Origin of the sequence: Methylobacterium crusticola (genome assembly GCF_003574465.1) — a bacterium.
In the GTDB taxonomy this organism is placed as follows: Bacteria; Pseudomonadota; Alphaproteobacteria; order Rhizobiales; family Beijerinckiaceae; genus Methylobacterium; species Methylobacterium crusticola.
The window spans coordinates 1-12,919 of the sequence record NZ_QOWC01000219.1 but is presented as its reverse complement, the minus strand read 5'-3'; the positions used below and the strand labels follow the sequence as shown (position 1 = coordinate 12,919).

Genomic DNA, 12,919 nt, shown 5'->3' with positions numbered 1-12,919 from the left:
GCGGGCCGCCGTGCCCGGCGGGCGCCCCTCGCGGGCCGCCGTGCCCCCCCCGCGCCGGACCGGCCTCCGCTTCGGCGGGGAGCGCCCTGCGCCGATGTCGCGCCTCCGAACGCCTCCCCCGGCCGGCACGTTGCCGCCCGGATCGATCTCGGGTGGAGCAGCGCGGTGACGGACCGGCCGATCGAGGATTACGCCGTGATCGGCGACACCCGCACGACGGCGCTCGTCGCGCGCGACGGCGCGATCGACTGGCTGTGCTGGCCCCGCCACGACAGCCCGGCCGTGTTCCTCAGGCTTCTCGACGCGGAGGCGGGCGGCTGCTGCGGCCTCGCCCTCGAGGGCCTCCGGACGACGACGCGCCGCTACTGGCCCGGCACCAACATCCTGGAGACGACCTTCGTCACCGCCACGGGCCGCCTGCGTCTCGTCGACGCCATGCCGCTCCATCCCCTCGCGCGCGTGCCGGACGAGGGCCCCGACGGCGCCGCCGAGGGGCGCATCCTCCGCCGCCTGACCTGCGAGGAGGGCGCCGTCGCGGGCCGCCTCCACGTGCGGCCGACCTTCGACTACGCCCGCGCGGCGGCCGGCCTCGCGGCCCAGCCCGACGGCAGCGTGCTCTGCCGCGGCGGCGGCGAGGCCCTCAGGGTCGCGGCCTCGGTGCCCCTCGGGCTGGCGGGCGACCGGGTGGAGGCCCCCTTCTCCCTCGCGGCCGGCGAGGAGGCCTGGCTCGTCCTCGCGCACGGCGAGGCGGGCGGCCTCGACCTCGCCGGGGCCGAGGCGAGCCTGGACGCGACCCGGGCCTACTGGGAGGCCTGGAGCGGGCGCTGCACCTACGCGGGGCCGCACCGCGAGGCGGTCCTGCGCAGCGCGCTGGTGCTGAAGCTCCTCACCCACGCGCCCTCGGGCGGCATCATCGCGGCCGCCACCACCAGCCTGCCGGAGGCGGTGCCGGGGACGCGCAACTACGATTACCGCTACGTCTGGATGCGGGACGCCAGCTTCACGGTCACGGCCTTCGTCAACCTCGGCTACGTGCGCGAGGCGGCGGAGTTCCTGCGCTTCCTGCGCGACGCCGACGCCACCCTCGGCCGGGACCTGCGGCTCATGTACGGCCTCGGCGGCGCGGTCCCGGCCGAGGAGATCCTGGGCCACCTGCGCGGCTGGCGCGGGGTCGGCCCGGTGCGGATCGGCAACGCCGCGGCCGACCAACACCAGTACGACATCTACGGCGAGTTCCTGGTGGCGCTCCACGCCTTCCTGGACGCGGTGGGCTACGAACCGCCCGTGAGGGTCAACGACCACCTGCCCGAGGTGCTGGAGAACCTCACCGGCCACGTGATCCGCTGCCGCCACGCGCCGGACCACGGCCTCTGGGAGCTGCGCGCCGAGCCCCGCCAGATCCTGCACACCAAGGCGATGCTCTGGGTCGCCCTCGACCGGGCGGCGCGGATCGCCGAGGCGATCCCGGTCGCCGCGCCCGAGCGGGTGGCGGCGTGGCGCCGCGCGGCGGCCGGGATCCGGGCCGAGTACCACGCCCACGGCTGGAGCGAGCGGGCGCAGGCCTACACGCAGGCCTACGGGTCGGACGACCTCGACGCGGCGGTGCTGCGCACGGTGCTGTTCGGGGCCTTCGACGCCGCCTCGCCGCGCGTCGCCGCGACCCTCGCGGCCGTGAGCGAGGGGCTCGGCGCCGGCGACCTCGTCTACCGCTACCGCAACCACGACGGCCTGCCGGCCGACGAGGCCACCTTCACGGCCTGCGCCTTCTGGCGCGTCGGCTGCCTGGCGCTCGCCGGCCGAACCCGGGAGGCCGCGCCGCTGTTCGCGCGCCTGCTCGGCCGCGGCAACGACCTCGGCCTGTTCGCCGAGGAGATCGACGCGGAGACGGGCGGGCAGCGCGGGAACGTCCCGCAGGGCTTCACCCACATGGCGGTGATCAACCACGCGGTCCGCCTCGCCGAGGCCGCCCGGGGCGGCGAGGAGGCCGCCACCGAGGAGCCCTGCGCGGCCGGGACGGCCCGTGAGGCGTGATCAGGGGTGTCCACCGCTGCGTGAATTTGCTCTAAGGCTGGGCTGAGCGGGCGGCCGCCTCGGGGCCGCCCGCCCGGTCGACTCCTCGAAGCCTCATGCGGGAATCCTGTCGTGGCGGGCGAACCCTTCACCATCACCACCGCGATCTCGTACCCGAACGGCGTGCCGCATATCGGCCACGCCTACGAGGTGATCGCCGCCGACGCCATCGCGCGCTTCAAGCGCCTCGACGGCTGCGACGTGTTCTTCACCACCGGCACCGACGAGCACGGCCTGAAGATCCAGCAGGCCGCCACCAAGGCCGGCATCTCGCCCCGCGCCTTCGTGGACGAGATGGCCCCGCGCTTCCGCGCCATGGCCGAGCGGCTCAACTGCTCGTTCGACCGCTTCATCCGCACCACCGACCCGGACCACATCGCCGCCTCGCAGGCCCTGTGGCGCCGCATGGAGGCGAAGGGCGACATCTACCTGTCGAAGTACGCCGGCTGGTACTCGGTGCGCGACGAGGCCTACTACGACGAGGCCGAGCTCGTCGCCGCGCCGGACGGCACGCGCCGGGCGGAGAAGACCGGCACCCCGGTCGAGTGGGTGGAGGAGGAGAGCTACTTCTTCCGGCTCTCGGCCTACGCCGACCGGCTGCTCGCCCACTACGCGGCCAACCCGGACTTCATCGGCCCGGAGACGCGGCGCAACGAGGTGGTGAGCTTCGTGCGCTCGGGCCTCCAGGACCTGTCGGTGAGCCGCACCACCTTCGACTGGGGCGTGCCGGTGCCCGGTGCCCCGGGCCACGTCATGTACGTCTGGGTCGACGCGCTGACGAACTACATCACGTCCTGCGGCTTCCCGGACGAGGGCTCGCCGCTCTGGCGCCACTGGCCCGCCGACCTCCACGTCATCGGCAAGGACATCACCCGCTTCCACGCGGTGTACTGGCCGGCCTTCCTGATGTCGGCCGGGGTGGCGCTGCCCAGGCGCGTCTTCGGCCACGGCTTCCTGCTCAACAAGGGCGAGAAGATGTCGAAGTCGGTCGGCAACGTGGTCGACCCGATGAGCCTCGCCGACGCCTACGGCGTCGATCCCCTGCGCTACTTCGTGCTGCGCGAGGTGCCGTTCGGCCAGGACGGCAGCTACTCCCACGAGGCGATCGTCAGCCGCCTCAACGCGGACCTCGCCAACGACCTCGGCAACCTCGCCCAGCGCTCGCTCACCATGATCGCGCGCAATTGCGGCGGGCGGGTGCCGGCGCCCGGGGCGCCGGCACCCGCCGACCAGGCGCTGCTCGCCCTCGCGGACGCCCTGCCGGACAAGGCCCGGGCGGCGATGCGCGACCTCGCGCTGCACGCGGTGCTGGCCGAGATCTGGGCCGTGGTGGCGGAGGCCAACCGCTACTTCGCGGCCCAGGAGCCCTGGGCCCTGCGCAAGACCGACCCGGCCCGGATGGAGGCCGTGCTCGCCACCACCGCCGAGGTGCTGCGGGCGGTCGCCATCCTGGTCCAGCCCTTCGTGCCGGCGGCGGCCGAGACGCTCCTCGACCTCCTGGCGGTGCCGGCGCAGGCCCGCCGGCTGGCCGATGTCGGGGCCGCGCACCGGCTCGCCCCCGGGACCGCGCTGCCCGCCCCGCGCCCGGTCTTCCCGCGCTTCGTCGAGCCGGAGGCGTGATGCTGGTCGACAGCCACTGCCACCTCGACGCGCCCGGCCTCGCCGAGCGGCTGCCCGAGGTGCTGGCCCGCGCGGCGGCGGCGGGCGTCGCCCGCATGGTCACGATCTCGACCCGGGTGCGCCGCGTCGCGACCTACCGCGCCCTGAGCGAGGCGAACCCCGCCATCCTGTTCACGGTCGGCACCCACCCCCACCAGGCCGGCGAGGAGCCGGACGTGCCGGCCGACGAGATCGTGGCCCTGTCGCGCCACCCGCGCTGCGTCGCCATCGGCGAAGCCGGGCTCGACTACCACTACGACCACGCCCCCCGGGACGTGCAGCGGCGCGTGTTCCGCACCCACATCGCGGCCGCGCGCGCGAGCGGGCTGCCCCTCGTCATCCACGCCCGCGAGGCCGACGACGACGTCGCGGCGATCCTCGCCGACGAGATGGCCCGGGGGCCGTTCCGGGCGGTGCTGCACTGCTTCTCGTCCGGGCGGCGCCTGGCGGAGGCCGGGGTGGCGCTCGGCCTCTACGTGTCGTTCTCCGGCATCCTCACGTTCCGGCGCTCGGACGACCTGCGGGCCATCGCCGCCGGCGTGCCGCGCGAGCGCCTCCTCGTCGAGACCGACGCGCCGTTCCTGGCGCCCGAGCCGCACCGGGGCCGCCCGAACGAGCCGGCCTACGTCGCCCACACCGCCCGGGTGCTGGCCGAGACCGTCGGGATGGCGCCCGACGCCCTCGCCCGCCTGACCACCGACAACTTCTACCGGCTCTTCGACAAGGCCGCCCCGCACCGCTGAGGTTCTGGCTCCATGCCCACGCTGACCCTTCGCATCCTGGGCTGCGGCTCCTCGGGCGGCGTGCCGCGGGTCGGCTACGGCTGGGGCGCCTGCGACCCGGCCGAGCCGAGGAACCGCCGCCGCCGCTGCTCGATCCTGGTCGAGGGCCGGGCCGGGGCGGGCGGCGATCCGACCTCGGTCCTCGTCGACACCTCGCCGGACCTGCGCGAGCAGCTGCTCGACGCGGGCGTGACGCGCCTCGACGCGGTGCTGTTCACCCACGCGCACGCCGACCACACCCACGGCATCGACGACGTCCGGCCCCTCGTCATCCACATGCGCCGGCGCATCCCGGTCTACGCCGACGCCCTCACCCGCGACCTCCTGACGGTGCGGTTCGGCTACTGCTTCGCCGCCCCCCCGGGCAGCGCCTACCCGCCGATCCTCGACCTCCACGACCTCGCGACCGGCGAGCCCCTGGCCCTCGACGGGCCCGGCGGCCCCGTCACGGCGACGGCCTTCGCGATGGCCCACGGCAACGAGGAGGCGCTCGGCTTCCGCTTCGCCGACGCCGCCTACGCGCCCGACGTCAGCACCATGCCGGACGCCGCCAAGGCGCGGCTGCGCAACCTCGACCTCCTCGTCATCGACGCCCTGCGGGAGACCCCGCACCCGACGCACTACTCGGTCTCGGACGCCCTCGCGCTCATCGAGGAGGTGGCGCCGCGCCGCGCCGTCCTGACGAACCTCCACACCGACCTCGACTACGAGGCCCTGCGCCGCCGCCTGCCGCCGGGCGTGGTGCCGGCCTACGACGGACTGAGCGTGACGGTGGAGGGATAAGGGAGCCGCCGGCACCGCACGGCGCGATGCGGCCCGGACGCCGCGCCGGCGCGCGGCCCCGCCCTCACCCGAACTGCTCGCGCAGGATGCGCTCGTCCATGCCCTGGCCGGGGTCGTGCAGCATGACGAGGGCGGTCGAGCGGTCGAGCTGGGTCTCGACCCGGGCGATGCGGCGGAACTCGGTGTGGTCGGCCACCGCGGCCACCGGGCGGTACTCCGGGTCCTTGACCTCGATGCGGATGCGGGCGTGGTTGGGCAGGAGCACGCTGCCCTGGCGCCGGGGCCGGAAGGCGGAGATCGGCGTCAGGGCGATGAGCTGGGCCGAGATCGGCAGGATCGGGCCGCCGACCGAGAGGTTGTAGGCGGTGGAGCCGACCGGGGTGGCGGCCAGGACCCCGTCGGCGATCAGCTCGGAGAGCCGCACCTGGCCGTCGATGGAGATCCTGAGCTTCGCGGTCTGGTGGGTCTGGCGCAGCATGTAGACCTCGTTCACCGCCCGCGCCGTGTGGGTGAGCCCGTTGACGTCGGTCGCCACCATCAGGAGCGGGTGGACGACGCTGCGCTGGGCGAGCTCCAGCCGCTCGACGAGGTCGTCGGGGTGGAACTCGTTCATCAGGAACCCGACGGTGCCGCGGTTCATGCCGTAGATCGGCTTCCCGGTCCCCATGAAGCGGTGCAGGGCCTGGAGCATCAGGCCGTCGCCGCCCAGCCCCACCACCACGTCCGCCTCCTCGGGCGGCACGTGGTCGTAGGCCCGCATCAGGAGCTCCGCCGCCTCGCGGGCATCCGGCGTCGGGCTCGCGATGAAGGCGATCCGGTTGAAGCGCCGCGCCATGCTGGGGTCCCGCCCGCTCGAGGGAAGCATCGTGGCGTGACGCCCCGCAGCGCCCCCGCGCGTCCGGCGCGCGGCGGCGTCCGGCCGTCATCCCGGCACGAGGCATAGCATGGAGCGTCCGCTTCTCGTCTACACGACCGTCCCGGGGCCCGCGGCGGCGCCCGCGGCGGGGAGACCTTGGCTCGCGGGCGCGGGGGCCGCGGCGGGGAGACCCTGGCTCGCGAGCGCGGCGCCCGCGCCGACGGGGCCGTGCCGGGCATGGGCCCGGAAAGGCGTGCGGGGGGCGCGGCGCGTAGCCCAGGCCCGGCGCCGGCCATCTCCCGGGCGCCGGCCGGGCCGGCGCGGCGCGGGCGCCGCGCCCGAGGGGTCCGCCTACTTCTCGTAGGAGATGCGGTAGATCGCCCCCGCGGTGTCGTCCGAGACCAGCATCGAGCCGTCCGGCAGCGTCGCGAGGTCGACCGGCCGGCCGAGATACTCGCCGCCCTCGGTGAGCCAGCCCTCCGCGAAGGGCTCGGGCTTGGCCGCCGCGCCGTCCTTGCCGATGGGCACGAACATCACCCGGGCGCCGACCGGCGTGGTGCGGTTCCAGGAGCCGTGCTCGGCCGTGAACACGCCGCCCTGGTACTTCGCCGGGAAGGACTTGCCCTTGTAGACGATCATGCCGAGGTCGGCGGCGTGGGGCGGCAGCTCGGCCTTCGGGGGCACCGCGTCGGCCGGCACCTTGTCGTCCTTGTACTCGACCGTGCGCACCGCGCCGCCGCCGTACCACGGGAAGCCGAAGTTCATCCCGGGCTTCGTCGCCTGGTTCAGCTCGCCGGGGGGCTGGTCGTCGCCCATGCCGTCGACCTGGTTGTCGGTGAACCAGAGCGTCCTGTCGGGCGCGAAGTCCATGCCGACCGAGTTGCGGATCCCGGTGGCGAAGACCTCGCGGTTCTTGCCGTCGGCGTCCATCCGGACGATGCCGCCGATGCCGGTCCTGGCGTAGAGGTCGGCCTTCTCCTTCGGCGGCACGTTGTAGGGCTGGCCGAGGGAGACGTAGAGCTTGCCGTCCGGCCCGATGCGGCACATCCGGGCGGTGTGGTTGTAGCTCTCCTCGGCGGCCGGGATCAGCTCGCCCTGCTTGACCACCACGGCGGCGGCGACGTCGGGGCCCTCGTAGAAGAACTCGGCCGCCGGGAAGGCCAGCACCCGGTTCTGCTCCACCACCGTCAGCACGCCGTCGCGGGAGAAGCAGACGCCGTTGGGGATCTTGAAGTCGAGGCCCGGCGCGAAGACCTTGACCTCGTCGGCGACCCGGTCCTTGTCGCGGTCCGTGACCGTGTAGACCCGCGACTTGCGGGTGCCGACGAAGACCACGCCGGCGTTCGGGCCGACCGCCAGGCCGCGGGCATCCGGCACCACGGCGTAGAGCTCGATCTTGAAGCCGTCGGGCAGCTTGATCTTCTGGAGCGTCCGGGCGACGGCGTCGGCGCGCCGGCCGGTCTGGGGCACCATCGGCGGCTCGGCCACGCCGGTGGGGCGGAAGCCCTGCAGCTTCTCCAGGTTGTCGATCTTGGCCTTGGTGTCGCCGGCCGTCGAGGCGTCCTGCTGCGCGAGCGCGGGCGCCGCCAGGGACACGCCGGCGGCGAGCGCCGCCATCAGGATCGTTCTCATGGGCTTCCTCCGCGGGGGACGCCGGCCGTTCGGGCGTGGCCGAGCTTGTCGTGCCCTGTATGACCGGGCGCCCGGATCGCGGCAAGCGGGGCGGGGCGGCCGCGCGTTCACGCCGGCGTGAGCGCGGCCCGGCTCCCGGGGCTCAGCCGCGCAGGGCCGGCGGCAGCACCCGGTCGAACCCCGTCGCGGCCTCGTAGGCGGCGGCGATGCCCAGGAGCTCCAGCTCGCCGTGGTTCCGGGCGACGAGCTGCATCCCCATCGGCAGGCCGGCGGGGCCGAGCCCCACCGGCAGGCTGATCGCCGGGCAGCCCGACATCGTCACCGGGACCACCACCTCCATCCAGCGGTGGTAGGTGTCCATCGTCCGGCCCGCGATGGCGCGGGGCCAGGTGAGGGCGGCGTCGAACGGGAACACCTGGGCGGAGGGCAGCGCCAGCACGTCGAAGCGCTCGAACAGGCGGCGCACGCACTGGTACCAGGCGGTGCGGGTGACGCTGGCGGCGTGGACCGCGTAGGCCGAGACGGCCATGCCCTGCTCGGCCTCCCAGGCGGCCTCGGGCTTGAGCAGGGCGCGCTTGGCCGGGTCGCGCCAGAGCGGCGCCAGGCTCGCCCCGGCGAGCCAGTGGCGCAGCACCAGCCAGGCCTGCCAGATCGCCTCCGGGTCGAAGTCGGGCACCACGGGCTCGATCCGGGCGCCCTCGCCCGCGAGCACCCCGAGGCCGTCCTCGCACAGGGCGAGGACCCCCGGCTCGAAGGGCAGGTGGCCGCCGAAATCCCCGATCCAGCCGACGCGCAGGCCGGCGAGGTCGCGGGCCTGCGGCGCCGCGAACACGGCCGGGTCCTGGCGGATCGCCATCGGGGTGCGCGGGTCGTAGCCGGCCTGGACCGAGAGCAGCAGGCCGAGGTCGGCGACGCTGCGGGCCATCGGGCCGTTGACCCCGAGCGGGGGCAGGAACACCTCGTCGGTGTTGCCCGGGACCCGGCCGCCCGAGGGGCGCAGGCCCAGGACGCCGTTGAAGGCCGCGGGGTTGCGCAGCGAGCCGCCGTGGTCGCTGCCGTCGGCGAGCGGCACCATGCGCAGGGCGAGCGCCACGGCGGCGCCGCCGCTCGAGCCCCCGGCGGTCCGGTCCGGAGCGTAGGCGTTGCGGGTGGTGCCGAAGACCGTGTTGTAGCTGTGCGAGCCGAGGCCGAACTCGGGCACGTTGGTCTTGCCGATCAGGATCGCGCCGGCGGCCCGGATCCGCGCCACGTGCAGGGCGTCCGCCTCCGGCACCGCGTCGCGGAACAGCGGCGAGCCCTGCGTGGTGGCGATGCCGGCGGTGGCCGACAGGTCCTTCACCGCGTGCGGCAGCCCGTGCAGGGGCCCGCGCGGGCCGTCGGCCGCGAGCGCCCGGTCGGCCGCCTCCGCCTCGGCGAGCAGGATCGCGGGGTCGCGCAGGGACACGATGGCGTTCGCGGCCGGGTTGTGCCGGGCGATCTGGTCGAGATGGGCCTGCATGACCTCGCGGGCCGAGACCGCGCGGGCGCGGATCGCCGCCGCGAGGTCCGTCGCGCGCATCATCACGAGGTCGGGGGAGGACGTCATGGCGGCTCCTGCGGCGGCTTCTGCGGCGGCTCCTGCGCGGCGGCCGCGCGTCGCGGGGCGCGGGGGATGCGGGGTCGGGGGCCGCGCGGCCGGCCGCACCGGAGCACGTCCCCGACCCCTCCCGCAAGCCCCGGACCCGCGCCGGCCGGCGCGGCCCCGCCCGGAAACCGGGCAGCTCCGGGCGGCGGCGCTTATTTGAGCGCCGGTCCCGCCCCGTTCGGACCCGCCGGCGGCTGCGCCGGCGGGCGGTCGCGTGTAGTGTCGCGATGGAACGCCCGCCCCGAGACGGGACGTCCGCGAGGGAATGCCGGCCTCCGCCGAGGCCCCGGAGACGCTGAGCCATGCACGATGTCGCACGCGGGCGGGACGCCCGGGGCATGCCCCTGCCGCAGGCCCCTGCGGCCGGCTGGTGGGAGCTGGTTCCCCTGGACCTCTGGGGGGCCGTGCTGGTCGTGATCGCGGCGGGGCTCCTCAAGCTCGCCGGAATCCTGCCCTGATCGTCACCGTGCGGGCCCGGAATCGGCCCACAATGGCCCCGAGCGGCGCGCGACACTCCCGCAACGGAATCGCAACGGGTTTCGCGGCACGATCCCTGCCTTGAGCCTCGATGCGACGTGACGGCTCGCCGGAGGACGTTTCCATGCTGATGGCCTTCATCGGCCGCGTTGCCGAAGCCTGGCGGATTCTCGCCGCATCGGTCCACGACCCCTACCGCCCCGAGCTCCACTACATGCGCGGCCCCGGCCCGCGCTGGCGCCAGCGCCACCCCGAGGGCTGACCGGCCCCCGGGCGCGCGGCGGCGCGCGTCACGGGCCCGCGGCGGCCTGTCCGGGGCCTGCGGCGGCCTGTCAGGGGCCCGGGGCGGCTCCCGGGCCCGCCTCGCAGGCGCCGACCCGGTGCCCGGCCTGCACCTCGGTCATGGTCATGTTCTTGCCGCCGAGCCGCATCGCGATGCGGCCCCGGAAGGCCTCGGGCGCCAGCACGTAGGCGGCGCTGCCCTGAGCCTCGTTGCGCCCCGCGCAGACGATCGCGAAGGTGAGCGCCTCGCCCTCCCGGTGCGGCGGCGTGGCCGGGCAGCGGGCCAGGGGGTTGTTGTCGCCGAGGACGGAGAGGCCGCGGGCGCCGCCGGGATCCGACCCGTCGAGGCAGATCCGGGTCACCTTGCGGGGGGCCGCGTCCTCGACGTGGGGCAGCGCGAGGCGCACCTCGACCTCGTAGGCGCCGGGTCGCAGGCTCACCGGCTCCCCGGCCCGGGCCGGCGCCGCCGCGGCCCCCGCCGCGATCAGGCCCGCCGCCGCGATCCCACGCCCGATGCCCATCGCCCGCCTCCGGTCGCCCGCCCGCGCGACGATCACTCGGACGCGCCCCCGCCGCGCCCCGTTTCTTGCCCGCGAATTCCCGGGCCCATCGCGTCCCCGGGCGACCCGCGACCCCGCGCGGGACCCCGGCGCCGCGCCCGTCGCGCCGTCGCGCGATTGGAGCGCAAGAGCCGGGGTGCCGCGCGCCGGCAAACCGCGCGAGAGTGGGGCCTCGAGGGATGCCGGCGGGTTGCCGGCGTCGCCCAGGTTGGCAGGAGACCCCATGCGCGTTCCGGACTTCGACACCCCGCCGGCCCCGGGCGGCCTCCCGCGGGACGGCGCGCCCCGGGGGGACGGCGCGCCACAGGACGACGCCGCGCGCTTCGCCGCGCTCGCCCGCCGCGACCGGGAGGCGGACGGCACCTTCGTGTACGCCGTGCGCACCACCGGCGTGTACTGCCGGCCGAGCTGCCCGGCGCGGCCGGCGCGGCGGGAGAACGTCAGCTTCCACCCGACCTGCGCGGCCGCCGAGGCGGCGGGCTTCCGCCCCTGCCGGCGCTGCCGGCCGAACGAGCCCGCCCTGGAGGAGCGCCAGGCCGCCGCGGTCGCCCGCGCCTGCCGGCTGATCGAGGAGGCCGAGACCCTGCCGGCCCTCGAGGCGCTCGCCCGCGCGGCCGGCATGAGCCCCTTCCACTTCCACCGCGTCTTCAGGAGGATCGCCGGCGTGACCCCGAAAGCCTACGCGGACGCCCACCGGGCGGGCCGCCTCGCCACCGGCCTGCGGGAGGCCGGGACCGTCACGGAGGCCATCTACGAGGCCGGCTACGCCACGGCGAGCCGCTTCTACGCCTCGTCGAACGGGCGCCTCGGCATGACCCCCACCGCCTACCGCGACGGCGGCCGCGGCGCGGCGATCCGCTTCGCGGTCGGCGCCTGCTCCCTCGGCGCCATCCTGGTGGCGGCGACCGACCGGGGCGTGTGCGCGATCCTGCTCGGCGACGATCCCGACGCCCTGGTGCGCGACCTCCAGGACCGCTTTCCCCGGGCCGAGCTGACGGGCGGCGACGCCGCCTTCGAGGCCACGGTCGCCCAGGCGGTCGGCCTCGTCGAGGCGCCCGGGGAGGGCCGCATCGCCCTGCCGCTCGACATCGGCGGCACCGCCTTCCAGCAGCGGGTCTGGCAGGCCCTGCGGGCGATCCCGCCCGGGGCGACCGCGACCTACGCGCAGATCGCCCGGGCGATCGGCGCGCCCTCGTCCGCCCGGGCGGTGGCGCTGGCCTGCGGCGCCAACCCCCTCGCGGTGGCGATCCCCTGCCACCGGGTGGTGCGCCAGGACGGCGCCCTGTCGGGCTACCGCTGGGGCGTCGCCCGCAAGCGCGCGCTCCTGACCCGCGAGGGCGCCCCGGGGAGCGCGCCGTGAGCGGCCGACCCGCGGGGGCCCCCGGGGCGGGTGACGCCGCGCCCGCCGATGCCGCGGGCGGGGCGGACCCGGTCGCCGGGCTGGACTGGGACCGGATCGCCGCGGACCTCGACGGGTTCGGCTGCGCCGCCACCGGGCCGCTCCTCGACGGGGCGGCCTGCGCGGCCCTGCGGGCGCTCTACGCCGAGGAGGCGCCCTTCCGCAGCCGGATCGTGATGGCGCGGCACGGCTTCGGGCGCGGCGAGTACAAGTACTACGCCTACCCGCTGCCGGGTCCCGTGGCGGCCCTGCGGGCCCCGCTCTACGCCCGGCTGGCGCCCCTCGCCAACCGCTGGAACGACCAGATGGGGATCGGCGTGCGCTACCCGGCCGAGCACGCGGCGTTCCTGGCGCGCTGCCACGCGGCCGGGCAGGCGCGGCCGACGCCGCTGCTGCTGCGCTACGGGCCGGGGGACTACAACTGCCTGCACCAGGACCTCTACGGCGAGCACGTCTTCCCGCTCCAGGTGGCGATCCTGCTCTCCGAGCCCGGCCGCGCCTTCACGGGCGGCGAGTTCGTGCTGACCGAGCAGCGCCCGCGCATGCAGTCGCGGGCCGAGGTGGTGCCGCTCGGGCAGGGCGAGGGCGTGATCTTCGCGGTCCGCCACCGCCCGGTCCAGGGCGCGCGCGGCCCCTACCGGGTCACCCTGCGCCACGGGGTCAGCCGGGTGCGCTCGGGCGAGCGCTACACCACCGGGATCATCTTCCACGACGCCGCGTGAGGCGCGCGGGCCGGCCCGCGCGCCCGCGCCTTCGGGCCGCGGGCCCCGCGCCGCCCGCGGGCCGAAGGCGGCC

12 protein-coding genes are annotated in these 12,919 nt (G+C 76.0%); 8 read left to right on the top strand and 4 right to left on the bottom strand.

The annotated features are described in order from the left end of the window. The first annotated feature begins 165 nt into the window (after nucleotides 1–165). The 4 genes from DT057_RS30840 to DT057_RS30825 all read left to right on the top strand — a co-directional run bounded on the left by DT057_RS30840 (nucleotide 166) and on the right by DT057_RS30825 (nucleotide 5,294). Nucleotides 166–2,031 carry a glycoside hydrolase family 15 protein gene (locus DT057_RS30840; RefSeq protein WP_128565873.1) on the top strand — a complete coding sequence of 622 codons (1,866 nt, stop codon included), beginning with the start codon at nucleotides 166–168 and terminating at the stop codon, nucleotides 2,029–2,031. A 111-nt stretch (nucleotides 2,032–2,142) separates the two neighbouring features. After that, complete coding sequence (metG, locus tag DT057_RS30835) at nucleotides 2,143–3,690, top strand: methionine--tRNA ligase (protein WP_128565872.1); 1,548 nt, start codon at nucleotides 2,143–2,145, stop codon at nucleotides 3,688–3,690. Continuing rightward, a complete protein-coding gene (locus tag DT057_RS30830) occupies nucleotides 3,690–4,472 on the top strand; it encodes a TatD family hydrolase (protein ID WP_128565871.1) in 783 nt (260 codons plus the stop codon). The genes metG and DT057_RS30830 overlap by 1 nt, the downstream gene beginning before the upstream one ends. A gap of 12 nt (nucleotides 4,473–4,484) precedes the next feature. Further along, complete coding sequence (locus DT057_RS30825; RefSeq protein ID WP_128565870.1) at nucleotides 4,485–5,294, top strand: MBL fold metallo-hydrolase; 810 nt, start codon at nucleotides 4,485–4,487, stop codon at nucleotides 5,292–5,294. Nucleotides 5,295–5,358: 64 nt separating this feature from the next. Here the strand turns inward: DT057_RS30825 and DT057_RS30820 are convergent, their stop codons facing one another. From DT057_RS30820 to DT057_RS30810, 3 genes are all read right to left on the bottom strand, one after another. Beyond that, on the bottom strand, nucleotides 5,359–6,129 hold the full coding sequence (locus DT057_RS30820; protein WP_128565869.1) for an NAD kinase: 771 nt from the start codon (nucleotides 6,127–6,129) through the stop codon (nucleotides 5,359–5,361). Between the two features lie 372 nt (nucleotides 6,130–6,501). Further along, nucleotides 6,502–7,782, bottom strand: a complete 1,281-nt coding sequence (locus DT057_RS30815; protein WP_128565868.1) for a PQQ-dependent sugar dehydrogenase — start codon at nucleotides 7,780–7,782, stop codon at nucleotides 6,502–6,504. A gap of 142 nt (nucleotides 7,783–7,924) precedes the next feature. Then, nucleotides 7,925–9,367 (bottom strand): amidase, encoded by a 1,443-nt coding sequence (locus DT057_RS30810; protein ID WP_128565867.1) that lies wholly within the window; start codon nucleotides 9,365–9,367, stop codon nucleotides 7,925–7,927. A 341-nt stretch (nucleotides 9,368–9,708) separates the two neighbouring features. Between DT057_RS30810 and DT057_RS36250 the strand changes: the two genes are divergently transcribed. Together DT057_RS36250 and DT057_RS36245 are read left to right on the top strand one after the other, a co-directional pair. Then, on the top strand, nucleotides 9,709–9,864 hold the full coding sequence (locus DT057_RS36250) for a hypothetical protein (RefSeq protein WP_203236422.1): 156 nt from the start codon (nucleotides 9,709–9,711) through the stop codon (nucleotides 9,862–9,864). 143 nt (nucleotides 9,865–10,007) lie between these two features. After that, nucleotides 10,008–10,145, top strand: coding sequence for a hypothetical protein (locus DT057_RS36245; protein WP_203236421.1), 138 nt, complete (start codon nucleotides 10,008–10,010; stop codon nucleotides 10,143–10,145). A 70-nt stretch (nucleotides 10,146–10,215) separates the two neighbouring features. Here the strand turns inward: DT057_RS36245 and DT057_RS30805 are convergent, their stop codons facing one another. Beyond that, nucleotides 10,216–10,686, bottom strand: coding sequence for a DUF3617 domain-containing protein (locus tag DT057_RS30805; RefSeq protein WP_128565866.1), 471 nt, complete (start codon nucleotides 10,684–10,686; stop codon nucleotides 10,216–10,218). A gap of 262 nt (nucleotides 10,687–10,948) precedes the next feature. Between DT057_RS30805 and ada the strand changes: the two genes are divergently transcribed. Together ada and DT057_RS30795 are read left to right on the top strand one after the other, a co-directional pair. Further along, nucleotides 10,949–12,085 carry a bifunctional DNA-binding transcriptional regulator/O6-methylguanine-DNA methyltransferase Ada gene (ada, locus tag DT057_RS30800; RefSeq protein WP_128565865.1) on the top strand — a complete coding sequence of 379 codons (1,137 nt, stop codon included), beginning with the start codon at nucleotides 10,949–10,951 and terminating at the stop codon, nucleotides 12,083–12,085. 80 nt (nucleotides 12,086–12,165) lie between these two features. After that, entirely contained in the window at nucleotides 12,166–12,846 is a 681-nt protein-coding gene (locus DT057_RS30795; RefSeq protein ID WP_128565874.1) for a 2OG-Fe(II) oxygenase, read from the top strand. Nucleotides 12,847–12,919: the final 73 nt, after the last annotated feature.